The sequence below is a fragment of the Pseudomonadota bacterium genome (genome assembly GCA_041395565.1).
Taxonomy (GTDB): Bacteria; Pseudomonadota; Gammaproteobacteria; order UBA9214; family UBA9214; genus UBA9214.
This window is the reverse complement of sequence record JAWLAI010000007.1, coordinates 311,852-334,895: the sequence shown is the minus strand read 5'-3', so window position 1 is coordinate 334,895 and position 23,044 is coordinate 311,852. Positions and strand designations below refer to the sequence as shown.

Here is a 23,044-nt window from a genome sequence, read left to right as displayed (position 1 = left end):
AGTGTACCAAAGCGCGCGCAGCCTGCAGGAAAAACCGCCCGCCGTGTTGTGGGGGGCGTCGCTGCTACGGTATTCTTCGGGCTCCGATTTTCAAGCGATTCAGCCCCATGGAAGAAACCTACCACCCCGAACAGATCGAGGCCGAGGCCCGCGCCTTCTGGGAACAGCATGGGACTTTCCGGGCGGTCGAGGATCCGGCGCGGGAAAAGTATTTCTGCCTGTCCATGTTCCCCTACCCGAGCGGGCGCCTGCACATGGGCCACGTGCGCAACTACACCATCGGCGACGTGATCAGTCGTTACCAGCGCATGCAGGGCAAGAACGTCCTGCAGCCCATGGGCTGGGATGCCTTCGGCTTGCCGGCGGAGAACGCCGCCATCCAGAACGGGGTGCCGCCGGCGCAATGGACGTATGAAAACATCGATTACATGCGCAACCAGCTCAAGCTGCTCGGTTTCGGCTATGACTGGGAGCGCGAGCTGGCGACCTGCGACCCGGACTACTACCGCTGGGAGCAGTGGTTCTTCACGCGGCTGTTCCGCAAGGACCTGGTCTACAAGAAAACCGCGCTCGTCAACTGGGACCCGGTCGACCAGACCGTGCTGGCCAACGAGCAGGTGATCGACGGCCGCGGCTGGCGCTCCGGCGCGCTGGTGGAACGCCGCGAGATCCCGCAGTGGTTCATGAAGATCACGCACTACGCCGACGAACTGCTCGCCGACCTCGACCAGCTTAGCGGCTGGCCGGAGCAGGTGGTCACCATGCAGCGCAACTGGATCGGCCGCTCGGAAGGCGTGGAGATGATCTTCGGCATCGACGGCCGGGATGCAACGCTGCCGATTTACACCACGCGTCCGGACACGCTGATGGGCGTGACCTACGTGGCGGTGGCGCCGGAGCACCCGCTCGCGGCGGAGGCGGCGGCCGGCAACCCCGCGCTCGCGGCCTTCGTCGACGAATGCCGCAATACCCGTGTGGCCGAGGCCGACATGGCGACCCTGGAAAAGAAGGGCGTCGACACCGGGTTCAGGGCCATCCACCCGGTCACCGGCGACCGCGTGCCGGTGTGGGCCGCCAACTTCGTACTGATGGAGTACGGCCACGGCGCGGTGATGGCAGTGCCGGCGCACGACCAGCGCGACTACGAGTTCGCGCAACAGAACGGTCTGCCCATCCGCCAGGTCATCTGCCCGGCGCACCGCGACCAGGCGGCCGATCTCAGCCGGGCCGCGTTCACCGATAAGGGCATCCTGCAGAATTCCGGACGCTTCAGCGGGCTGAGTTCCGCGCAGGCATGCGAGTCGATCGCGAACTGGCTGGTCGCCGCGGGCAAGGGCGCGCGCCGGGTGAACTACCGCCTGCGTGACTGGGGTGTGTCGCGCCAGCGCTACTGGGGCTGTCCGATCCCGATCATCAACTGCGAAAAATGCGGCGCACAGCCGGTGCCGGAGGCCGACCTGCCGGTCGTGCTGCCGACCGACGTGACCGTCGATGCGACCGGCTCGCCGTTGAAGAAGATGCATGACTTCATCGACACCGTCTGTCCCGCCTGCGGCGGCCCGGCCGAGCGCGAGACCGATACCTTCGACACCTTCTTCGAGTCGTCCTGGTACTACGCACGCTACGCCTGTGCCGACCAGGAGCGGCAGATGCTGGACGGGCGCGTCGACTACTGGCTGCCGGTGGACCAGTACATCGGCGGCATCGAGCATGCCGTGCTGCACCTGCTGTACGCGCGTTTCTTCAACAAGCTCATGCGCGACGAGGGGCTGCTCGCGCCCGCCGAACCGTTCACGCGCCTGCTCACCCAGGGCATGGTGCTGAAGGACGGTTCGAAGATGTCCAAGTCCAAGGGCAACACCGTCGACCCGCAGGGGCTGATCGACCGCTACGGCGCCGATACCGTCCGCCTGTTCACCATGTTCGCGGCACCGCCCGACCAGTCACTGGAATGGGCGGATTCAGGGGTGGAGGGCGCCGCGCGCTTCCTCAAGCGGCTGTGGAAGCAGGTGCATACGCACGTCGCGGCCGGCGCCGCGCCGGCGCTGGACAAGGCCGCGCTGAGCGGGGCACAGAAGCAGCTGCGCCAGCGCGTACACGCGACGCTGGCCAAGGTCGACGACGACATCGGCCGGCGCTACACCTTCAACACCGCGGTGGCCGCCAACATGGAGCTGCTGAACGAAATCGGGCGTTTCGAGCCGGGGTGCGACCAGGACCGGGCGGTACTGCAGGAGGCGCTGGAATGCGTGGTGCTGATGCTGTCGCCGATCGTGCCGCACATCACCCATACGCTCTGGCATGCGCTCGGTCACGCCACGGCAGTGGTCGACTGCCGCTGGCCGGCGGTCGACGCGCAGGCGCTGGTGCAGGACACGGTGACGCTGGCGGTACAGGTCAAAGGTAAGCTGCGCGGCACCATCGAGGTGGCCGCGGATGCCGACCGGGAGCAGATCGAGCGCGCCGCGCTGGCCGAGGAGAACGTCGCGCGTCACATCGGCGGGCAGCCGGTGAAGAAGCTCATCCTGGTACCGGGCAAGCTGGTGAACATCGTCGTCTGATGATGGGGACAGACCACCTTTCCCGGGCAGGCTGCATCGCTTCCGCCATACCAGCGGGCGGAAACCGTCGTCTGTCCCCGTTTATCCTGCTGCTGCTCGTGGCCGTGCTGCTGGCCGGCTGCGGCTTTCACCTGCGCGGCAGCGCCGACCTGCCGCCGGCCATGGCGGTGACCCATATCCAGGGCATCCGGCCGTTCGGGACGCTGGCCGACGATTTCAGCGCGGCCCTGCGCCTGCGCGGCGTCAAGGTGACCGACCGCGCGCACCTGGCCACGGCGCTGCTGCAGATCATCGAGGACCGCACCGACAAGGACGTGCTGTCGGTCGATATACACGGCAACGTGCTGGAATACGAGCTGCGCCAGACCATCCGCTTCGCGGTGACGGCGGCGGACGGAACCACGGTGGTGCCCGAGCAGAGCGTGGCGCTGAGCCGCGATTACATTTTCAGCAGCACCGATGTCCTCGGCAAGCAGCGCGAGGAACAGGTGGTGCGGGCGACCCTGCAGGAAAACCTGGTCGGTATGGCCATGCTGCGCATCGCCGCCGCGGCACGCTGAGATCGGCGCGGTGCAGCTCAAGCCCGAACAGCTCGAGACCCACCTGCAGCAGACCCTGCTGCCCGTGTATTGCATCAGCGGCGACGAACCGCTGCGGGTGCTGGAGGCGGCCGACGCGGTGCGCGCGGCGGCGCGCGCGCGGGGCTACACGGAACGCGAGGTGCTGACCGTGCAGGCCGGCTTCGACTGGAACAGCCTGCTGACCGAGGCCGGCAACCTGTCGCTGTTCGCGGAACGCCGCATCATCGACCTGCGCCTGCCGTCCGGCAAGCCCGGGGACGCCGGGGCGGCCGCATTGCGGGAATTCGCGGCGCGGCCGCCGGAGGATACCCTGCTGCTGGTGACCGCGGGCAAGCTCGATCCGGCCGCACGCAAGAGCAAGTGGGTGCAGGCCCTGGAGCAGGCCGGCGCGCTGGTGTTCGTGTGGCCACTCGCGCCGCAGGAGCTCAACGCCTGGGTGCGCGCACGCATGCGCCGGCGCGGCCTGCAGCCCGCTGACGAGGCCGTGCAGCTGCTGGCCGAACGGGTGGAGGGCAACCTGCTGGCCTGCGTACAGGAGATCGACAAGCTCTACCTGCTGCGCGGTGCCGGCCCCGTCGATGCCGCGGCCGTTACGGGTCTGGTGGCGGATCACGCCCGTTTCGATGTCTATACCCTGGTCGATGCCGCGCTGGCCGGCAACGCGGCCCGCGGCGTGCGCGTGCTCAACGGCCTGCAGGCCGAGGGCGTCGCGCCGCCGGTGGTGCTGTGGGCGCTGGCCCGGGAACTGCGCCAGCTCGCGGCCATGGCGGCGGAACTGCGGCAGGGCCAGGCGCCGGGAGGGGTATTGGCCCGCTACCGGGTCTGGAACAACCGGCGCGACCTGGTCGGGCGCGCCCTGCAGCGGCTGCCGGCAGCGGCCTGCGCGCGCCTGCTACGGCAGTGCGCCGCCGTCGACCGCGTCTGCAAGGGCCGGGCCCCGGGCAACCCCTGGGACGAACTGTTACAATTGATCCTGCAACTGGCGGGTCAGCCGGCGCTGGCCGGTCCGTCCCCACTGGAACAGGCAGGGTGAAGGCATCCAAGCATGAGTGCTAAGGCAGAAACCATGGGCTTCGACGTCGGCGGTTACATGCGCACGGTCGGGCAGCGCGCACGTGCCGCGGCGCGCGCCATGAGTCGGGCGGAAACCGGGCACAAGGATGCCGCGCTGCTTGCCATTGCCGGGGCCATCGAGGCGGCGAGCGCCGCCCTGCAGGCCGCAAATGCGCAGGATCTCGAGGCCGGGCGTGCACACGGGCTGGACGCCGCGCTGCTCGACCGCCTGGCACTCAACGCCGCGCGCATCGCCGCCATGGCGGAGGGATTGCGCGAGATCGCGCTGCTGCCAGACCCGGTCGGCAGCATCAGCGACATGAAGTACCGTCCGTCCGGTATCCAAGTCGGGCGCATGCGCGTGCCGCTCGGGGTGATCGGCATCATTTACGAATCGCGTCCCAACGTCACGGCGGATGCCGCCGGGCTGTGTCTCAAGGCCGGCAATGCCGCCATCCTGCGTGGCGGGTCGGAGGCCATGCATTCCAACCAGGCGATCGCGCGCTGCATCCAGGCAGGGCTGGCCGAGGCCGGCCTGCCGGCCGAAGCGGTGCAGGTGGTGGAGACCACCGACCGGGCCGCGGTCGGCGAGCTGATCCGGATGCAGGAATACGTGGACGTGATCGTGCCGCGCGGTGGCAAGGGGCTGATCGAGCGTATCAGCGCCGAGGCGCGCGTGCCGGTGATCAAGCATCTGCACGGGGTATGCCACACCTACATCGATGCCGCTGCCGATCTGGACAAGGCGATCAGGGTCGCCTACAACGCCAAGACCCAGCGCTACGGTACCTGCAACACCATGGAGACCCTGCTGGTGGACCGTGAGATCGCGGCGCGTGTACTGCCCCCGCTGGCCGAACAGTACCGCCAGGCCGGCGTCGAGCTGCGCGGCTGCGATCGCACCCGGGCCGTGCTGCCCGATATCAACGCCGCCACGGCAGCCGACTGGGACGAGGAATACCTGGCGCCGATCCTGGCGATACGCGTGGTCGACGGCCTCGACGCCGCCATCGAGCATATCGCAGCCCACGGCTCCAACCACACCGACGCGATCATCACCGAGTCGCTGGGGCGCGCGCAGCGTTTCCTGCGCGAGGTGGATTCCAGCTCGGTCATGGTCAACGCCTCGAGCCGCTTTGCGGACGGCTTCGAGTACGGGCTCGGCGCCGAGATCGGCATCAGCACCGACAAGCTGCACGCGCGCGGCCCGGTCGGGCTGGAAGGCCTGACCACGCTGAAATTCATCGTCATCGGCGACGGGCACATCCGCACCTGATGCAGCCGCGCGCAGTCGTACACCAGCCGCAGACGCCGGGCGCGCGCAGCAGCGGGGCGTCACGGGCATGATCGGCATCCTCGGCGGCACCTTCGATCCGGTGCATTACGGCCACCTGCGCCCGGCGCTGGATGTGCGCGAGGCGCTCGGACTGGACGAGATCCGCCTGATACCCTGCCATCAGCCACCGCACCGGCCGCAGCCGATCGCCTCGGCACAGCTGCGGCTGGCCATGCTGGAGGCGGCGATCGCCGGGCATGACGGCTTCGTGATCGACCGGCGCGAACTGGAGCGGGAGGGTCCGTCCTATACCCTGGACACGTTGCAGTCGCTGCGTGCTGACAGCAGGGGCCGGGACCTGTGCCTGCTCCTCGGTATGGATGCCTTTCGCGGTCTGACCACCTGGCACCGCTGGCATGAGCTGATCGAGTACTGCCACATCGTGGTGATGACGCGACCGGGCGCGGTGTTTCCGGAGCACGGCGAACTCGGCGACTTCATCGGGCTGCACCGGGTGCCGGATGCGGATGCGCTGCGCAGTCAGGCAGCGGGGTTGTTGTATTTCCAGGAAGTGACCCAGCTGGAGATATCGGGTACCCGCATCCGGGCGCTGCTGGCGCGCCGTGCGGCGGCGGACTTCCTCATGCCGGACGGCGTGCTGCGGCTCATCCGGAAACAGGACTTGTACACGGCAGGCGTTTGAATGGACAGAGAGACAGAGACACGGCAACAGGATCCGGAACAACGTACGCAGCACCTGCTCGCGGTCACCTTGCGCGCGCTGGAGGACATGAAGGCGGTCGACATCCGCGTCATCGACGTGCGCGAAATGACCTCGATCACCGACATCATGGTCATCGCCAGCGGTACCTCCACCCGACATGTCAAGGCCGTGGCCGATCATGTCGCGCTGGAGGCGAAGCAGATCGGCGTACGAGCGCTGGGCGTGGAAGGCGAGAAGGGGGCGGAGTGGATCCTGATCGATCTCGGCGATGTGGTGGTGCACGTGATGATGCCGGAGGTGCGTGCCTTCTATGCGCTGGAGAAGCTGTGGTCCGTCGGCGGCGAGCAGCGCAGCGCCGCGGAGCGCGAACGCTGAGCGTTACCGGTCCGGTCGCTGGCGCACATGCGCATCCACCTGATCGCAGTCGGCACGCGCATGCCGGCCTGGATCGCCACCGGCTACCAGGACTACGCCAGGCGGTTGCCGCGTGAATGCAGTCTGCAGCTGGTCGAGATCGCGACCGGCCGGCGCGGCGGATCGGGTAACGCGGAACGGGCGCGCACGGCGGAGGGCCGGCACATGCTGGCGGCAGTGCCCCGGGACTGCCACGTGATCGCGCTCGACGTGACCGGCCAGGCCTGGAACACCGAGGTGCTAGCCGGCCGACTGCAGGGCTGGCTCGGCGCGGGACGCGACGTCGCGCTGCTGGTGGGTGGGCCCGATGGCCTGGCGCCGGCGTGTCTGGCGCGCGCCGATACCCGCTGGTCGCTGTCGCCGCTCACCTTGCCCCATGCCCTGGTGCGCGTGGTGCTGGCCGAGCAGCTCTACCGCGCCTGGACGCTGGTCAGCGGCCATCCCTATCACCGAGCATGAGCGGCAATCCCCGCATCTACCTGGCTTCGCAGTCGCCGCGGCGGCGTGAACTGCTGCACCAGATCGGGGTCTCTCATGCGGTGCTCAAGGTCGCGGTCGACGAGACGCGGCGGTCCGGGGAGGCGCCGCAAGCCTATGTGGCGCGCGTCGCGCTGGACAAGGCGCGCGCCGGACGCGGCCTGCTCGGTCGCGCGCATACACAGCCGGTGCTCGCGGCCGATACCAGCGTGGTCTGCGCGGGCGAGGTGCTGGGTAAACCGGCCGGCCGCGACGCCGGACTGGCCATGCTGGCGTGCCTGTCCGGCACCACGCACGAGGTCCTGAGTGCGGTGGCCATGGCCGGGGCTGCCGGCGAGGCGGTGCGCGTCAGCAGCAGCCGCGTGACTTTCCGCACGCTCACGGCGCGGGAATGCGCGGCATACTGGGCTACGGGCGAGCCCGCCGACAAGGCGGGCGCCTACGCGGTCCAGGGTCTGGCCGCGGCGTTCATCACGCGCATCGAGGGCAGCTATTCCGGGGTCATGGGACTGCCGCTGTATGAAACCGCGGAGTTGTTGAAAGAATACGGGATAACGGTACTCTAGGGCGACTCCCGCGGGAGTCGCAGACCGGCGCTGGCGGCGCGCAGCTCCCGTGGCTGCGCACACCGCGTGGCGTACCCAACAACAAGTCTGGGCAGGCAGCATGAGCGAGGAAATTCTGATCAATGTCACGCCGCGCGAGACCCGGGTGGCGCTCGTGGAAAACGGCGTGCTGCAGGAGATCTTCATCGAGCGTGCGCGCCGGCGCGGCCTGGTGGGTAACATCTACAAGGGCAAGGTGTGCCGCGTGCTGCCCGGCATGCAGGCCGCATTCGTGGACATCGGCCTGGAGCGCGCGGCCTTCCTGCACGCGTCCGATATCGGGCGGCGCGAGGATGCCGCCGCGGCCGACGTAGGCGGCAGCGCCAGCCGCGACATTGGTGACCTGCTGCACGAAGGGCAGGAGATCTGCGTGCAGGTCATCAAGGATCCGCTCGGCACCAAGGGTGCGCGGCTGACCACGCAGATCACCATACCTTCCCGCTACCTGGTGTTCATCCCGGACGTGGACAATGTCGGTATCTCGCAGAAGATCGAGACCGAAACCGAACGCGTACGCCTGCGTGACATCATCCAGCTGTTCATGTCCGAGCAGAACGGGGGCGGCTATATCGCGCGCACCGCCGCCGAGGGCGCCAGCGCCGAGGCCCTGCGCGCGGACATGCTGTTCCTGCGCAAGCTGTGGCTGTCGACCTCCGAGACGCTGGCCGCAAGCCGGGCCGGCGACCTTGTCTACGGCGACCTGCCGCTGACCATACGCGTGATGCGCGACATGCTGGGTGACAACATCGAACGCGTACGCATCGACTCGCGCGAGAGTCACCAGCGCGCGCTCGAATTCTGCGAACGCTTCATGCCGGGTATGCAGACCCAGCTCGAGTACTATCCGGGCGAGCGGCCCATCTTCGACATCTATGCTATCGAGGACGAGATCAAGCGGGCGCTGGAACGCAAGGTGCAGCTCAAGTCCGGGGGCTATCTCATCATCGACCAGACCGAGGCCATGACCACGGTCGACGTCAATACCGGCGGCTATGTCGGTCACCGCAACCTGGAAGAGACCATCTTCAAGACCAACCTGGAAGCGGCGCAGACCATCGCGCGCCAGCTGCGCCTGCGCAACCTGGGCGGCATCATCATCATCGATTTCATCGATATGCAGGACGAGGAGCACAAGCGCCAGGTACTGCGCATGCTCGAGAAGAGCCTGGAAAAGGATCACGCCAAGACTCATATCAGCGAGGTGTCGACGCTGGGTCTGGTTGAGATGACGCGCAAGCGCACTAGCGAGAGCCTGGAGCATGTCCTGTGCGAGGTCTGTCCGACCTGCAACGGCCGTGCCTCGCTCAAGACCGCCGAGACCACCTGCTACGAGATCTTCCGCGAGATCATGCGCGCCTCGCGCCAGTTCGACGTCAAACAGCTGCTGGTGCTGGCCTCGCAGGAGGTGGTCGACCTGCTGCTGGACGAGGAGTCCTCGAGCCTGGCCGAGCTGGAGGTGTTCATCGGCAAGCCCATCCGTTTCCAGGTGGAGTCCCTGTATACCCAGGAGCAGTATGACGTCGTCCCCATGTAGCGCACTCGACGGCGGGCGCCTGCCGGTGACGGTCAGCGCATGCTGAGACGCGTACTGCAGCTGGCCTGGAGCGCGCTCGCCGCGGGTCTGTTCCTGATCGCGGTCGTGCTTACCGTCGCGCGCGTGTGGGCCCCGTCGCTCGGTGCCTACCGGCAGGATATCGAGACGGCCGCGAGCGCGGCGTTGCAGCGGCCGGTCTCGATCGGCCATGTCGAGGCGACCTGGCGCGGGCTGCAGCCGGTGTTCAGGCTGCGCAACGTCGTCATTGCCGGCACGCAGCCGGTCCGCTCGCTCGGCGTGAGCGAGATCCAGGTCAGTATCGATGTCATACAGCTGCTGCGTGCGCGCGAGCTGCGCTTTTCGGGCATCGACATCATCGGCGCCACGCTGACCCTGGCACGCGATGCCGACGGTCGCGTGATCGTCCAGGAGTTCGCCGGCAGGGCCGGGACGGACCTGCAGTTCGGTGCGCTGGCCGCGATGTCGCGACTGTCCATTCACGATACCGAAGTCACCGTCACCGATATCCCCCGCGGTGCCGGTGCGCAGCATTTTTCGGCGGTCAACCTCACGCTCACCAACGACGGCAACGAACACTACATGAGCGGCCATGCCCAGCTGCCGGGGCAGCTGGGCGACCGCATCGAGATCGTGGCCCGCCTGCGCGGTGACATCGCGCGCCCCTCCGACTGGCGCGGCCGTGCCTATTTCAAGGGCCAGGGACTCACCCTGTCGAGCCTGCTCGCCCCCACCCTGGAACCGTCACACCGCGTGCAGGGTACAGCCGACCTGCGCCTGTGGGCGCAGCTGGCGGCATCCCGCATCACGGCGGTGAGCGGAGAACTGCAGGTCGATGACCTGGACATGTCGTATGCCGCCGGCGGGCATCAGTCCGCGTTCGCGGCGGACAAGCTGCAGGCCACGTTTGGTTGGCGGCAGTTCGACCAGGGCTGGCGCGCTGTGCTGCAGCAGCTGCAGGTCACGCGTCCCGGGCGGCAATGGAACACCGGTCATCTGCTGGTGGCCGCGACCCCGCAGGCGGACGGCCTGCAGCTGCAGCTGGCGACGGCACGCCTCGACCTCGACGAGATCACCGGCCTGGTGCCGCTGCTGCCGGCGTTGGATACCCGCTTGCGCGACCTGCTGGTCAGCGTGCAGCCGACCGGGCTGATCGAGGATTTACGGTGCACGTTCACGCGCACTGCGACCGGCGCGGTGCTGGACCGGATTGCCGCCCGTTTCACCGGGCTGGGGATGCTGCAGTACGGTGCCTTGCCGCGCCTGGCCGGCCTGGATGGCAGCATCGACGGCGTTGCGCAGGGTGGTACCGTGTTGCTCGGCAGCGACCGGCTGGTCGTAGAGGATGGGCGCCTGTTCCGTGCGCCGTTGCAGTTCGACAAGGCCGGCGGTGCATTGTCCTGGCAGCTGCGGGAGACGACGCTGGCGTTGAGCAGTCCGGCGCTGACACTCGTCAACCCGCAGCTCGCACTGACGGCCAACCTGCAGCTCGAGATTCCCCGCGCCGGCGGCGCGGCGACAAGCGATACCCGTATTCAGGTGCACGAGTTCGCTGTGGCGCATACCGGCGCTTATCTGCCGGCCCAGGTGATGCCGGCGACCAGTGTGGCCTGGCTGGACCGCGCGCTCGCGGGCGGCATGGTCCATGACGGCAGCGTGCTCATCCAGGGGCCCCTCGACCGCTTGCCTTTCGACCACGGCGAGGGGCGCCTGGAAGTGCGCCTGCCGGTGAGCGATGCGACGCTGGCGTTCGATGAACACTGGTCACCGATCACGCAGCTGGACGCACTGGTCGAGTTCAGTGGCCGGCAGATGGACATCCGCTCCAGCCGGGGTTTCATTCGCACGGCCGCGCTGGACCAGGTGCACGCGCAGATCCGCGACCTCGCCCGACCGCATCTGACCATCGCAGGCAAGGTGCAGGGCGAGCTGCCGGTCATGCTGGCGGAACTGGGCAGCAGCCCGCTCGGATCGACCTACGGCGGTCTGGTCGATCATGTGACCACGACCGGACACAACGATCTGGCGCTGGATATCGTCATCCCGCTGGCGCATGACGGCAGCGAGATCACCGTCGCCGGCCGGATCGGACTGCACGACAACACCCTGCAGGTCGCCGGTACCGACATCGTGCTCAAGCGCATTCGTGGCCGGCTTGCGTTCGACGCCGCCGGGATCAGGAGTGACGGCCTGCAGGCCGAGCTGTTCGGGCGGCAGGCGGCCGCCCGGGTCTGGACGGATACGGGCAAGCCGGTGACGCATGTCACCCTGGACGGCAAACTGGCCCTGCACGAGCAGGTACTGGCCGCGTCCGCACCGCTGCGGAACGCCCTGCACGGCGATCCCGACTGGCACCTGGAACTGACGGTCGCGGGCAAGCCGGCGCGCGACAAATCCGTCGAGATCGGGCTCGGCATCAGCAGCACGCTGGCGGGTATGGCGATCGACCTACCGGCACCGTTCGGCAAACCCGCGGCAATGGCGCGCCCGCTGACGATCGATATCGCCGCGCTCACGCGCAGCGAACGCTACCTGCAGGCACGCTATGGCGATGCCCTGCGTGCGGTACTGGTGCTCGGCGGCGACGGCCGCGGCTGGGCGCTGCGGCGTGGCAACATCGTCATCGGCGACGCCGCACCGGTCGCGCCGCAGATACCGCAGCTGCTGCTCAGCGGCAGGCTCGAGCACTTCCGGCTGGCGGACTGGCAGCCGCATCTGGCGGGCGCCGCAACGGGCACCGCCGGGCCGCCGCTGCGGATATCGCTGCAGGTTGCCGCGCTGGATATCTACGGTTACCGCCTGCACGACACCGGTGTCGAGCTGGTCGAATCCGGCACCGGCTGGACGCTCAAGGCGATCGGTCCCTCGGTGGCAGGCGAGGGGCAGCTGGTGCAGCGTGCCGGCGTGATCGACGAGGTCAGTCTGGACCTGCAGCAGCTCGTGCTCGAACCGCTGGCGGCAGAAACCACCGCGCCGGCGCAGCCCGCCCAGCCGGACAGCTTTCCGCTGTTGCAGATCAATGCCGCGAAGCTGCGTTACCAGGACATTGATTTCGGCCGGCTGCAGCTGCAGACCAGCCGCCCGGCCGGCGGCGGCTACCGGATCGAGCGACTCTCGCTGGCATCCAAACTGTTGTCCGTGCAACTTTCCGGCGACTGGCGCCGGCAGGGCGTCGATCAGGTCAGTCATGCCGACGTCGAGGTGACGGGCGGGAATATCGGCGCGCTGCTCGACGCCCTGGGTTACCAGAAGCTCATGAAGGCCGGGCGGCCTTCGGGGCAGCTCAAGGCGAGCTGGCGCGGTGCGCCCTGGGAGGCCAGGACGGAAATCATCGACGGCCGCTTCCACGCCCTGATCAAGGATGGCCAGCTGCTCGATGTCGAACCCGGTGCGACCGGGCGGGCGCTGGGCCTGCTGAGCCTGACCAAGCTGCCCAAGCGACTGACGCTCGATTTCAACGATCTGTTCGGTGCGGGCTTCAGCTTCGACCGCATCGAGGGTGATTTCGTGCTCGACAACGGCGATGCCTATACCGAAAAGATGGTGATTGACGGGCCAGCGGCGAAGATCGAGATCTCCGGGCGGGTCGGTCTGGTGGCGCAGGATTACGACGAGCTGGTCACCGTAACCCCGTACCTCAGCTCCAGCCTGCCGCTGGCCGGTGCGATCGCCGGAGGGCCCGCGGTCGGCGCGGCGGTCATCGTCGCGGAGAAGCTCCTGGAGAGCAAGCTCCGGCTCAACGAGCTCGCCCGCAAACAGTACGAGGTCACCGGGCCGTGGTCGAACCCGGTCGTGCAGCCGCTGAATGTGCCGGAACCGGCACCCGTGCGGCATGACCCGGCGCTGGACGCCGATGGCTTCTTCCGCTAGCCCCTCCGGCAGCGCGCACTGCGCATCCGGTTTTCTGTGGTATTCTCCCTAGCCCGCTGCAAACAAGAGGATGGCGTGAAGCGATGAGTGTGGTTGCCTGCGTACAAATGGCCTCGAGCCCGAACATCGGCGCCAATCTGCTCGAGGCCGAGCGCCTGATCGCGGAGGCGGTGAGCCAGCAGGCGCAGCTGGTGGTGTTGCCCGAGAATTTCGCCCTGATGGGCAAGTCGGAGCACGACAAGGTTGCGGTGCGCGAGCAGCCGGGCAGCGGCGCCATCCAGACCTTCCTGGCGGAGCAGGCGGCCCTGCACGGGATCTGGCTGGTCGGCGGCACCATCCCGCTGGTGGCCGAGGCCGACAACAAGGTGCGCGCGGCCTGTCTGGTGTACGACAACACGGGCCGGCAGGTCGCACGCTACGACAAGATCCACCTGTTCGACGTGGCGCTGGTCGATTCCGGGGAGCAGTACACCGAGTCGGATACCATCGAGCCCGGCAACGAGGTGGTGGTGATCGAAAGCCCGTTCGGGCGCATGGGTATCGCGGTCTGCTACGATCTGCGCTTTCCGGAACTGTTCCGCCAACAGCTCGATGCCGGGCTGGAAATCGTCGTGCTGCCGTCGGCCTTCACCGCCATTACCGGACGCGCGCACTGGGAGGTGCTGGTGCGTGCCCGTGCCATCGAAAACCTGTGTTACGTCATCGCGCCGGACCAGGGCGGCTATCACCTGAACGGCCGCGAGACCTACGGGCACAGCATGATCGTGGATCCGTGGGGAACGGTGCTCAACTCGCTCGCGCGCGGACCCGGTGTGGTGTGCGCCGATGTCGATCTGGCGCGCCTGCAGAGTGCGCGGCGCAATTTTCCCAGCATCGCGCATCGCCGCCTGCAATGCCTGAATCGTGCCTGAGACCAGTCTCGACATAGCCCGGGCGCGGCTGTTGACGCCCGCCAACATCGACGAGCACGACCTCGAGTCGGTGTTCGGCCGGCTGTTGGGGCGCGCGGTCGACGGCGGTGACGTGTACTTCCAGTCCACGCGCTACGAATCGTGGGTGCTGGAGGACGGCATCGTCAAGGAAGGCAGCCACAACATCGAGCAGGGCGCAGGCGTGCGCGCCATCAGCGGCGACAAGACCGGCTTCGCCTATTCCGACGAGATCGTCATGCCGGCACTGCTGCAGGCGTCCGGTGCGGCGCGTGCCATCGCCGGCCGCGGCCAGGCCGGCCGGCTGCAGGCCTGGCATGCCCGTGGCGAGCAGCAGCTGTACGCTGCCATCGACCCGCTCGACCGGCTGTCGGCGGATGCCAAGGTTGCGCTGTTGCGCGAGCTCGATACCGAGGCGCGGCGTCAGGATCCGCGGGTGAAGGAGGTCGTGGTCAGTCTGGCCGGCGTACACGAGGTGATGCTGGTCGCGGTGAGTGACGGCACGCTGGCCGCCGACGTGCGTCCGCTGGTGCGTTGCAATGTCACCGCCATCGTCGAGCAGGGCGGACGCCGCGAGCAGGGCACCGCCGGCGGGGGCGGACGCACCGACTACAGTTTCTTCCTCGAGCACGGGCGTGCCACGGGCTACGCGCGCGAGGCCGTACGCCAGGCGCTGGTCAATCTCGAGGCGGTCGACGCACCCGCCGGCACCATGCCGGTGGTGTTGGGTTCGGGCTGGCCGGGCATCCTGCTGCACGAGGCGATCGGACACGGCCTGGAAGGCGATTTCAACCGCAAGGGGACCTCGGCATTCGCCGGCCGGGTCGGTCAGCAGGTGGCATCACCGCTGTGCACCGTGGTTGACGACGGCTCGCTGCCGGGCCGGCGCGGCTCGCTCAATGTGGACGACGAGGGCACGCCGACGCAGCGCACGGTCCTGATCGAGCGGGGCATCCTCAAGGGCTATATGCAGGACCGCATGAATGCCGGCCTGATGGGGGTGGCGCCGACCGGCAACGGCCGGCGCGAATCCTATGCCCACCTGCCGATGCCGCGCATGACCAACACCTACATGCTCGCCGGCGACAGCGATCCGCAGGACATCATCCGTTCGGTGCAGAAGGGACTGTATGCCGTCAACTTCGGCGGTGGCCAGGTCGACATCACCTCCGGCAAGTTCGTGTTCAGCGCCAGCGAGGCCTACCTGATCGAACAGGGCCGGGTGACGCGGCCGGTCAAGGGCGCGACCCTCATCGGCAACGGTCCCGAGGTGCTCAAGCATGTCTCCCTGCTCGGCAACGATCTGCAGCTCGATAGCGGTGTCGGTACCTGCGGCAAGGAAGGCCAGAGCGTGCCGGTCGGGGTCGGCCAGCCGACCATGCTGATCGACGAACTCACCGTCGGCGGTACCAGCGCCGGCTGAGGGCGGGCGGCCGCGCGCTGCAAGCCTCGCTCATGCCCGTGGCGGATCACTCGCGCCAGCGGCTGAAGACGTAGTCGTGTTCCTGTTGCTCGGTGTGGCAGCCAAAGCAGGCCTTGCCGCCGTCCTGCACCAGCCGTTCCGTGTGACTGTCGCCGGCCCAGGCGTCGAATCCCCAGCCACCCGTTGTGCTGTAGCGTGCGCGATCCTTTTGCATCACGCCGAGCAGGATGCGCTTGCCTTCCGCCGTGGCGCGGTCGCCTGCCACCGCTTCGTGCAGATCGAAGACGAGCACCGCGCCATCCGGGTAGTGTCCGCCATGCAATCCGGTCACCGCCGCCGGATTGGCATAGACGTGGTGGATGCCGGCGAACGGGTCGGCGAGGGGATGGTCCGCGTGCAGGGTAAGCGTCTTGACGTGGGTCCAGCCGCGATAGTCGGCGGGATAGTCGACGGCTGCCGCCGTCTGGGCCGCTGCGAACATTGCGGCAAGGAGTAGTGATCGCGTGGTTGGTTGTGACATGTCGGCCTCCGATTCGGGTTGTATTGCCTGCATTGCATGGCAGGCAGGGCTCGATTAGAGTGGAAGCCGGATGTGAAGAACAGTACGCACCAGCCGGTATGTCAGGTACTTTCCGGTACATGATGCTGATCGGCGGGACAAACTTTTTTCATGACAGCAACAGAACACAACGTCGCACACATGGTCGAGTCGATCATCGGCTGCAAGTGGTCGCTGTCGGTGATCCGACTGTTGCGCAACGGCGTGAACCGCCCGGGCGCCATGCAGCGCGAAATCGATGGGCTGACGACGAAGGTGCTGAACGAGCGGCTCAACAAGCTACTGCGTTACGGCATCGTGGAGAAGCTCGTTTATCCCGAATCGCCGCCGCGCGTCGAGTACCGCTTTACCGAATTCGGCCGGCGCTTCCTGGATATCGTGGACACGGTCGAGCGGGTGCAGCACGATCTCGCGCAGTTAGAGGCCGGCCGTGGCCGCAGCGCCGGGTAGGCCTGACCGCCCCGCTGGCGCGGGGCGGTGCAGTCCGGCCTCAGTCGCGCGGCGCGCCCGGCTCATCGCGGATGACGAGATAGATCATGCTCGCCGCCAGCAGCAGCGAGATGTAGACACCGGTTGCCGTCAGTGCGTCCCAGTACATGGTGAACCTCCTTGGTTGATACCTGACAATCAGTATGTAAATAAGTTAATAAATTAGAACTTGCTTATATAACGACACCTATGACCCCGAGCTTTAGGACGACGCAGCTTACAACCCGGCCTGTGCGCGGATCTGTGAAGCGCTTCGCAGGCGGGGCGCGGCCCGGCCTAAGCCAGGCTTAAGCCGGGCGGGTTATCCAGACGGCATGGGCAGGCGCGACGGACAGGCAGGGCAGGGCGGCAGTGCTCCTGCTACCGGATCGGGCGCGGCGCTGTCGCCCTGGTCCGGCCGCGCGCGGCTCGCGCCACGGCAGGCGCGCGGGGCGCTGCTCGCGGGCGTCGTCGTCACCCTGCTGGCGATTGGCTGCGAATACTCCGGCCTGGACCTGTATCTGGCCGGCCTGGTCTACGAGCCGGCCACGGGCAGCTGGCCCTACCGCTCACTCGTGCTCACGAGCACCGTGCTGCATACCGGCGGACGTCACTTTGTCGTGCTGCTCGGGCTGACGACACTGCTGTTGCTGCTGGCCAGCTACCGCTTGCGCGCACTCGCCCCCTACCGCCGGGCCCTGATTTTCACGCTGCTCACCGCGGCGACCGGACCGGCCATCGTCAGCCTGCTGAAGAGCACGACGCATATTTACACCCCCTGGAGCCTGGCCCGCTTCGGCGGTGACATGCCCTATGTCCGTCTCTTCGACGGCGCGCCGGCGGGCAGCCTGCCCGGCCACGCCTTCCCGGGCGGGCATGCCAGCGGGGGCTTTGCCTGGTTCGGTCCCTATTTCCTGCTGCTGGCCGCGGGCAGTCGCTGGCGCAGGCCCGCGCTGCTCTTCCCGCTGTTGCTGGGTGGCGTGTTCGCGCTGACCCAGGAACTGCGCGGTGCCCATTTTCTCAGCCATGACCTGATCTCGCTGGCCATCTGCTGGACCGCGACCCTGTGCTGGGCCCTGGTGTATCTCGGCGGGGAGGAGCCCGCTGCGGGACAGTGATCCCGGCCGCCGGGTGCTGATATAGTTAGCACAGCGTGAGCTGTAGCTGTGGTCATCGAAACAACGGTCCAGGGGGGCACCATGTTCGATCTCAATAAGAGTGATGCGGTAGGCAAGCTGATCGTGCGGCTGACGGTGGGCATCCTGCTGCTGTTCCACGGTCTGTCCAAGGTAACCTCGCAAGGGTCGCTCGAATTCATCACGGGTCGTCTCACCGCAATGGGTTTGCCCGATGCCGTCGCCTACGGCGTTTATGCGGGCGAGATCGTTGCGCCGCTGCTGCTGATCGCGGGTCTGTTTACGCGGATCAGCGGACTGATCATCGTCATCAACATGCTGTTTGCCATCGTGCTGATGCACACGGGCGACCTGTTCAGTCTCGGCGAACATGGCGGCTACCGCCTGGAGCTGCAGATGTTCTACCTGTTCGGGGGACTGGCCATCGCGTTTCTGGGCAGCGGCCGCTACGCGCTGCGGCCGGACTGATGCGGCACCGCCGCCGGTCGAATCTGCAACCCGGCGGTTGAGCGCCGGCGGCGCGACGCGTGCAGCTGTACCGCTTCGCCGCTGACGCCCTGGTCGTATTCCATTTCGCGTTTATCGTGTTCGTGCTGTGCGGCGGGCTGCTGGCGTGGCGCTGGCCACGGTGCGCACTGCTGCATCTGCCGGCCGTGCTATGGGCGGTGCTGCTGGAACTGAACGGCTGGTACTGTCCGCTGACGCCATGGGAGCAGCAGCTGCGCGCGGCTGCGGGGGAGACCGGCTACAGCGGCGGCTTCATCCCGCACTATCTGCTGCCCCTGATCTATCCCGCGGGGCTGCTGCCGGGCGTGCAGCACGTACTGGCCGGTATCGTGCTCGTCGTCAACGGCGGTGTCTATGGCACGCTGCTGCGTCGGCGCTGGAAACGGTGACACCGCGACGCTAAACAGGATGATGCCGCGCTGCGGCAGGAGTGAGCTAATGTCGAGTTCCATCGGCCCCCGCCTGCGGCGGCGCTGGCAGCTGCTGGGCGGCAGTCGCGGCGGTCGCTGGCTGTTCAGCCTGGGCCTGGCACGCAGCGTCCCGTACACAGGCACACTCGGTGCGCGTGTGCAGCTGCTGGAGCCGGGACACTGCATCGTGACCCTGCGCGACCGGCGCCGCGTGCGCAACCACCTGCATTCCGTCCACGCCATGGCGCTGGCCAACCTGGGGGAACTGGCCACCGGGCTGGCACTGCTGAGCGGGCTGCCGCAAGGCATGCGCGGTATTCTCACCGGCTATCGCATCGACTACCTGAAGAAGGCCCGGGGCTGTCTGCACGCCGAATGCCGTTGCGCGGTGCCGGCCGCTGTCGCCGCGCAGGCCTGGCAGGTGGACGGCGAGATCCGCAATGCCGCGGCGGAGGTCGTGGCGCGCGTCAGTGCGAGCTGGCAGCTCGGTCCGGAGCGCGCGGCGTGATCCGGCAGACCGCGCTCAGCGCCGCGCTCGGCATCGAGGTGCCATTGATCTGTGGCGCGATGTATCCGTGTTCCAACCCGGAGCTGGTCGCGGCGGTGTCCGCCGCGGGCGCGATCGGTATCGTCCAGCCGCTCAGCCTGACCTACGTCCACGGCTACGACTTCCGTGACGGCCTGCGTTACATCCGCCGCCTGACCGACCGTCCCGTCGGCGTGAACCTGATCATAGAGCGCAGTTCGCAGCGCTACCTGCAACGCGTGCAGGCCTGGCTGGATATCGCGCTGGAGGAGGGCGTGCCGTTCCTGGTGACGGCGCTGGGCAACCCTGCATGGGTGGTGGCGCGTGCACAAGCGGCGGGCGTCACAGTCTACCACGACGTGACGGCGCGACGCTGGGCGGAGAAGGCGCTCGACGGCGGGGTCGACGGCTTCATCTGCGTGAACAACCGTGCCGGCGGACATGCCGGTACATTCTCGGCAGCCCGGCTCCTGGACGAGATCGGCCCGCTGGGCAAGCCGCTGGTCTGCGCCGGCGGGATCGGTACGCCGGCGGAATTCGCCGCGGCGCTGCGTCTGGGCTATGCCGGTGCGCAGCTCGGTACGCGCTTCATCGCCAGCAGCGAATGTTCGGCGCATGCCGACTACAAGCAGGCCATCGTCGCCGCCACTGAGCAGGATATCGTGCTGTCAGAACGGATCACCGGTGTACCGGTGTCGATCATTCGCACGCCCTGGGTCGAACGCATGGGCGTGCATGCCGGTCCCCTGGCGCGGTGGATGCTGCGCGGCCGGCGCACCAAGCACTGGATGCGCACGCTCTATGCGCTGCAGTCGATCTGGAAGCTGAAGCGCGCCGCTCTGCACGGGATGGGCTACCGGGATATCTACCAGGCCGGCAAAAGCGTTGCGGGCATCGATTCCGTGCAGCCGGTGGCGGAGATCGTGGCGGATTTCGCGGCGGCGCTGGAAGGATAGTCTCGCCAAGCCGCCAGGACGTCTAGCAAAGCAACGCCACAGCGTGTGCAGAGCTTGCGCATGCATTGCATATGCCAACCGGCGGCGGGGAAGATCTACCAAGATGCGGATCCCGGGAGTGGTGATGCGGTCAGCAACGCGGTTCGCGCGGAATCATGAGTTCGGTGCCAGAAACGCTAGCAAGCAGTTCCGCTGTGTGCTCTGCGGTAAATCGGTTTTTCAAGCTTTGCGGCTGCGCGCGGGGTACTTAAGACTCCGCTGCATCCTGCAGTTCTCTTAGGTAGCGGAACAGGGCGCGCGCCGCACCGGCCGGCTGGCCGGTTAGCTGCTGCTGGCGGGCCTGGCGGACCAGCTTGCGCAAGTGCTGGCGATCGGATTGCGGAAACAGTCCGAGTACCGCGGGGATGGCCGCGTCGCCTTCCGCGAGCAGGCGTTCGCGCAGTGCCTCGAGTTCATGGAATTCACGGGTGGACGTGTCGTGCTGATGTTCGCGCGCGGCGACAGCCGCGCGTACCGGTTCGGCGTCGAATTCCTTCATCAGTTTGCCGATGTACTGCAGCTGGCGCTTGCGTGCCACGTGCGAGGTGATGCGCTTGCCCTCCAGCACCGCTTCCAGCAGCGGCTCCGGCAGGTCCAGCCGGCGCAGGCTGTCCTCGCTGAAGGCCAGGAGTTTCAGGCCCAGTTCCTTGAGTTCGCCCAGGTCGCGTTTGCGCTGTGACTTGCTGATGGCTTCGTGGTCGCGGTCTGTCATACGGGTGCAAGGATAGTCGTTTTCCCCGGGTTTGTCCGGTACCCTGCGGGCCGGTAGAATCCGTCCTTTCAGCCCGAGGGACGACCATGCCAGCCAGCCAGATCACCGATCCGACCGCACCGCTGCCGGAGGCCGCGCAGCTGGAGGCGCTGGTGCAGGATGTCATTGCCCGGGCCCGGTCCGCCGGTGCCGACCAGGTGGAGGCGGGGGTCAGCATCGACGCCGGCCTGGCGGTGACCGTGCGCCTGGGCGAGACCGAGACGCTGGAATTCAACCGCGACCGCGTGCTGGGGCTGACGGTCTATTTCGATCAGCGCAAGGGCACGGCCACGACCGCGGACTTCGGGCCGGACGCCGTCGCGGCGACGGTGCAGTCCGCCTGCGATATCGCGCGCTATACGAGCAAGGATCCCTACGCCGGGCTGGCCGATGCCGACCGGCTCGCCACGGACATTCCCGACCTCGACCTGTACCATCCCTGGGAACCCGGGGCCGAGCAGGCCATCGTGCTGGCCCGGGAATGCGAGGATGCCGCCCGGGCGGTGGATCCGCGCATCGAGAATTCCGAGGGTGCGACGGTTGCCAGTTATGTGAGTCTGCGGGTCAAGGCCAACAGTCTGGGCTTCCGGGGATGCTACCGCAGCAGCTATCACAGCATCAGTTGTGCGGTGATCGGGCGCCAGGGCGATGAGATGCAGCGTGATTACTGGTCGACCGCGGCCCGCGACCGCGCCGATCTGGAAGCACCGGCCGCCGTGGGTCGCCGGGCCGGAGCGCGTACCGCGCGGCGTCTGGGTACGCGGCGCCTGACCACGCGCACCGCGCCGGTCGTCGTTGCCGCGGAAAGTGCCGCCAGCCTGTTCGGGCATTTCATCAATGCCATCAGCGGCAGCAACCTGTACCGCAAATCCAGCTTCTTGCTCGACCACCTCGGCAAACCGGTATTTCCGCACTTCATGCATATCCACGAGCAGCCGCACCTGCCCAAGGCGCTGGGCAGCGCACCGTACGACGCGGAAGGGGTGGCGACGCAGGCACGTGACATCGTGCGTGACGGCATCCTGCAGGGCTACGTGCTGAACAGCTACGCGGCGCGCAAGCTCGGCATGCACACCACCGGCAACGCCGGCGGTGTGCATAACCTGATCGTCGAGCCAGGCACGCACGACCTGGACGGTCTGCTGCGCGAGATGGGCACCGGCCTGCTGGTGACCGAGTTCATCGGTTTCGGCGTGAACATCGTCACCGGAGACTATTCGCGCGGGGCCGCCGGCTTCTGGGTCGAGAACGGCGCAATCGCCTATCCGGTCGATGAGATCACCGTGGCCGGCAATCTCAGGGATATCTTCATGGGTATCGCCGCGGTGGGTAGCGACGTCGATCCGCGCGGCAACATCCGCACCGGGTCGGTCCTGATCGATCACCTGACCATCGCGGGGTCGTGACCAGATCCGTCGTGCGCATAATCGCCATGTGAACCTGCCGCACACGCGGCTTCCGGGATGTGGGCGATACGCGTACGGGGCTGGGTGCGGCAGGGTGCCGGTACCGGGGCAACGCGAGGAATGCAGTTGCCGCGAGGCGGGCCGGATATTATCCAGCCAGCGTGCCAGGCGCCAGGGTGCCTGCAATTGTGTGTGTTGCAGCATTGCCGAGCATGCTGGCGAATTGCAGCGCGCTCATCAGTCGGCAGTTATGAATTGCTCGAAGCAGTCTATCCCCGCAATGGCCCGCATATCGCTGCAATCGATGATGGCGGTCTGCGCATCCGGGTCCGGGTTAACCAGAATGTTATAGGATTTGCCGTTGCTGCACGTGACATTCCAGAACGCGACATCCCCGCTGTCGTGGCCCTGCAGAAAAATACGAAAGACGTTGCTGCAATCCCTGCCACTCTGCCGCAGGACGCCGGCCAGGGCATTGGCCCGCTCCGGCGCAGGCATGGCTTCGAGTTGCGTGCTTACCTCGTTCGCATACACCGGCGGACAGGCCAGCATCAGTGCCGGAATGATAGCGTGGATTTTCATGCTTCCCCCAGATAGTTATTGTTAATGCCAGCCGACCGGTTGATGGTGGTTTGTCCCGGTCATTCCTGCAGTCTATACCACCGGATACCGATTGGAACAGTGCCGCAGACGGCGCGCGGCTCTGATCAATGCCTGCAGCGCCGGTGCCACCGCCGGTACCAGCAGTGGCACCGGCGGGAGCGAAAATCCGGTGTATTGCGCGGGCGCGCCTTGTGCCTGGCGGCCTTGCGTCTTGCCAC

At 67.3% G+C, this 23,044-nt stretch carries 22 protein-coding genes; 19 read left to right on the top strand and 3 right to left on the bottom strand.

Annotated features, from left to right (window positions below; all coding sequences use genetic code 11):
* Positions 1–107: 107 nt before the first annotated feature.
* The 12 genes from leuS (at position 108) to tldD (ending at position 15,465) form a co-directional block, all read left to right on the top strand.
* Complete coding sequence (gene leuS, locus R3F42_13420) at positions 108–2,561, top strand: leucine--tRNA ligase (protein MEZ5543023.1); 2,454 nt, start codon at positions 108–110, stop codon at positions 2,559–2,561.
* Positions 2,561–3,121: a hypothetical protein gene (locus R3F42_13415; protein MEZ5543022.1), complete on the top strand. Its 561-nt coding sequence runs from the start codon at positions 2,561–2,563 to the stop codon at positions 3,119–3,121. The genes leuS and R3F42_13415 overlap by 1 nt, the downstream gene beginning before the upstream one ends.
* 10 nt (positions 3,122–3,131) lie before the next feature.
* Positions 3,132–4,175, top strand: a complete 1,044-nt coding sequence (gene holA / locus R3F42_13410; GenBank protein MEZ5543021.1) for a DNA polymerase III subunit delta — start codon at positions 3,132–3,134, stop codon at positions 4,173–4,175.
* A 12-nt stretch (positions 4,176–4,187) separates the two neighbouring features.
* Complete coding sequence (locus R3F42_13405) at positions 4,188–5,471, top strand: glutamate-5-semialdehyde dehydrogenase (protein ID MEZ5543020.1); 1,284 nt, start codon at positions 4,188–4,190, stop codon at positions 5,469–5,471.
* Positions 5,472–5,538: 67 nt separating this feature from the next.
* Entirely contained in the window at positions 5,539–6,174 is a 636-nt protein-coding gene (nadD, locus tag R3F42_13400; protein MEZ5543019.1) for a nicotinate-nucleotide adenylyltransferase, read from the top strand.
* Positions 6,175–6,570 carry a ribosome silencing factor gene (gene rsfS, locus R3F42_13395; protein MEZ5543018.1) on the top strand — a complete coding sequence of 132 codons (396 nt, stop codon included), beginning with the start codon at positions 6,175–6,177 and terminating at the stop codon, positions 6,568–6,570.
* Between the two features lie 27 nt (positions 6,571–6,597).
* The gene (gene rlmH / locus R3F42_13390) at positions 6,598–7,068 is read left to right on the top strand and encodes a 23S rRNA (pseudouridine(1915)-N(3))-methyltransferase RlmH (protein ID MEZ5543017.1); all 471 of its coding nucleotides are present in this window, start codon (positions 6,598–6,600) and stop codon (positions 7,066–7,068) included.
* A complete protein-coding gene (locus R3F42_13385) occupies positions 7,065–7,652 on the top strand; it encodes a Maf family protein (protein MEZ5543016.1) in 588 nt (195 codons plus the stop codon). Before rlmH ends, R3F42_13385 begins: the two co-directional genes overlap by 4 nt.
* A gap of 100 nt (positions 7,653–7,752) precedes the next feature.
* The gene (gene rng / locus R3F42_13380; protein ID MEZ5543015.1) at positions 7,753–9,225 is read left to right on the top strand and encodes a ribonuclease G; all 1,473 of its coding nucleotides are present in this window, start codon (positions 7,753–7,755) and stop codon (positions 9,223–9,225) included.
* A gap of 39 nt (positions 9,226–9,264) precedes the next feature.
* Complete coding sequence (locus tag R3F42_13375; protein MEZ5543014.1) at positions 9,265–13,113, top strand: YhdP family protein; 3,849 nt, start codon at positions 9,265–9,267, stop codon at positions 13,111–13,113.
* Between the two features lie 83 nt (positions 13,114–13,196).
* The gene (locus R3F42_13370) at positions 13,197–14,024 is read left to right on the top strand and encodes a carbon-nitrogen hydrolase family protein (GenBank protein ID MEZ5543013.1); all 828 of its coding nucleotides are present in this window, start codon (positions 13,197–13,199) and stop codon (positions 14,022–14,024) included.
* Positions 14,017–15,465, top strand: a complete 1,449-nt coding sequence (gene tldD, locus R3F42_13365; protein MEZ5543012.1) for a metalloprotease TldD — start codon at positions 14,017–14,019, stop codon at positions 15,463–15,465. The genes R3F42_13370 and tldD overlap by 8 nt, the downstream gene beginning before the upstream one ends.
* Positions 15,466–15,511: 46 nt before the next feature.
* On the opposite strand, the gene R3F42_13360 is transcribed toward tldD, so the two are convergent.
* Positions 15,512–15,985 carry a cytochrome P460 family protein gene (locus R3F42_13360; GenBank protein ID MEZ5543011.1) on the bottom strand — a complete coding sequence of 158 codons (474 nt, stop codon included), beginning with the start codon at positions 15,983–15,985 and terminating at the stop codon, positions 15,512–15,514.
* A 150-nt stretch (positions 15,986–16,135) separates the two neighbouring features.
* Here R3F42_13360 and R3F42_13355 point away from each other — a divergent pair, with 150 nt between their 5' ends.
* The 6 genes from R3F42_13355 to R3F42_13330 all read left to right on the top strand — a co-directional run bounded on the left by R3F42_13355 (position 16,136) and on the right by R3F42_13330 (position 20,027).
* A complete protein-coding gene (locus R3F42_13355) occupies positions 16,136–16,474 on the top strand; it encodes a helix-turn-helix domain-containing protein (GenBank protein ID MEZ5543010.1) in 339 nt (112 codons plus the stop codon).
* Between the two features lie 353 nt (positions 16,475–16,827).
* Complete coding sequence (locus R3F42_13350) at positions 16,828–17,610, top strand: phosphatase PAP2 family protein (GenBank protein MEZ5543009.1); 783 nt, start codon at positions 16,828–16,830, stop codon at positions 17,608–17,610.
* Between the two features lie 81 nt (positions 17,611–17,691).
* Positions 17,692–18,096 (top strand): DoxX family protein, encoded by a 405-nt coding sequence (locus R3F42_13345; protein MEZ5543008.1) that lies wholly within the window; start codon positions 17,692–17,694, stop codon positions 18,094–18,096.
* Between the two features lie 59 nt (positions 18,097–18,155).
* The gene (locus R3F42_13340; protein ID MEZ5543007.1) at positions 18,156–18,524 is read left to right on the top strand and encodes a DUF2784 domain-containing protein; all 369 of its coding nucleotides are present in this window, start codon (positions 18,156–18,158) and stop codon (positions 18,522–18,524) included.
* A gap of 49 nt (positions 18,525–18,573) precedes the next feature.
* Entirely contained in the window at positions 18,574–19,053 is a 480-nt protein-coding gene (locus R3F42_13335) for a DUF4442 domain-containing protein (GenBank protein MEZ5543006.1), read from the top strand.
* A complete protein-coding gene (locus tag R3F42_13330) occupies positions 19,050–20,027 on the top strand; it encodes a nitronate monooxygenase (GenBank protein MEZ5543005.1) in 978 nt (325 codons plus the stop codon). The genes R3F42_13335 and R3F42_13330 overlap by 4 nt, the downstream gene beginning before the upstream one ends.
* 247 nt (positions 20,028–20,274) lie before the next feature.
* On the opposite strand, the gene yjgA is transcribed toward R3F42_13330, so the two are convergent.
* Positions 20,275–20,778, bottom strand: a complete 504-nt coding sequence (gene yjgA, locus R3F42_13325) for a ribosome biogenesis factor YjgA (GenBank protein ID MEZ5543004.1) — start codon at positions 20,776–20,778, stop codon at positions 20,275–20,277.
* Between the two features lie 86 nt (positions 20,779–20,864).
* Here yjgA and pmbA point away from each other — a divergent pair, with 86 nt between their 5' ends.
* On the top strand, positions 20,865–22,223 hold the full coding sequence (gene pmbA / locus R3F42_13320) for a metalloprotease PmbA (protein MEZ5543003.1): 1,359 nt from the start codon (positions 20,865–20,867) through the stop codon (positions 22,221–22,223).
* 237 nt (positions 22,224–22,460) lie between these two features.
* Here the strand turns inward: pmbA and R3F42_13315 are convergent, their stop codons facing one another.
* On the bottom strand, positions 22,461–22,805 hold the full coding sequence (locus R3F42_13315; GenBank protein MEZ5543002.1) for a hypothetical protein: 345 nt from the start codon (positions 22,803–22,805) through the stop codon (positions 22,461–22,463).
* Between the last annotated feature and the right edge of the window lie 239 nt (positions 22,806–23,044).

Coding starts and splice junctions, on each gene's coding strand:
- leuS (MEZ5543023.1), top strand. CDS start 108: ATGGAAGAAACCTACCACCCCGAACAGATCGAGGCCGAGGCCCGCGCC.
- R3F42_13415 (MEZ5543022.1), top strand. CDS start 2,561: ATGATGGGGACAGACCACCTTTCCCGGGCAGGCTGCATCGCTTCCGCC.
- R3F42_13405 (MEZ5543020.1), top strand. CDS start 4,188: ATGAGTGCTAAGGCAGAAACCATGGGCTTCGACGTCGGCGGTTACATG.
- nadD (MEZ5543019.1), top strand. CDS start 5,539: ATGATCGGCATCCTCGGCGGCACCTTCGATCCGGTGCATTACGGCCAC.
- rsfS (MEZ5543018.1), top strand. CDS start 6,175: ATGGACAGAGAGACAGAGACACGGCAACAGGATCCGGAACAACGTACG.
- rlmH (MEZ5543017.1), top strand. CDS start 6,598: ATGCGCATCCACCTGATCGCAGTCGGCACGCGCATGCCGGCCTGGATC.
- R3F42_13385 (MEZ5543016.1), top strand. CDS start 7,065: ATGAGCGGCAATCCCCGCATCTACCTGGCTTCGCAGTCGCCGCGGCGG.
- rng (MEZ5543015.1), top strand. CDS start 7,753: ATGAGCGAGGAAATTCTGATCAATGTCACGCCGCGCGAGACCCGGGTG.
- R3F42_13375 (MEZ5543014.1), top strand. CDS start 9,265: ATGCTGAGACGCGTACTGCAGCTGGCCTGGAGCGCGCTCGCCGCGGGT.
- R3F42_13370 (MEZ5543013.1), top strand. CDS start 13,197: ATGAGTGTGGTTGCCTGCGTACAAATGGCCTCGAGCCCGAACATCGGC.
- R3F42_13360 (MEZ5543011.1), bottom strand. CDS start 15,985: ATGTCACAACCAACCACGCGATCACTACTCCTTGCCGCAATGTTCGCA.
- R3F42_13355 (MEZ5543010.1), top strand. CDS start 16,136: ATGACAGCAACAGAACACAACGTCGCACACATGGTCGAGTCGATCATC.
- R3F42_13350 (MEZ5543009.1), top strand. CDS start 16,828: ATGGGCAGGCGCGACGGACAGGCAGGGCAGGGCGGCAGTGCTCCTGCT.
- R3F42_13345 (MEZ5543008.1), top strand. CDS start 17,692: ATGTTCGATCTCAATAAGAGTGATGCGGTAGGCAAGCTGATCGTGCGG.
- R3F42_13335 (MEZ5543006.1), top strand. CDS start 18,574: ATGTCGAGTTCCATCGGCCCCCGCCTGCGGCGGCGCTGGCAGCTGCTG.
- yjgA (MEZ5543004.1), bottom strand. CDS start 20,778: ATGACAGACCGCGACCACGAAGCCATCAGCAAGTCACAGCGCAAACGC.
- pmbA (MEZ5543003.1), top strand. CDS start 20,865: ATGCCAGCCAGCCAGATCACCGATCCGACCGCACCGCTGCCGGAGGCC.
- R3F42_13315 (MEZ5543002.1), bottom strand. CDS start 22,805: ATGAAAATCCACGCTATCATTCCGGCACTGATGCTGGCCTGTCCGCCG.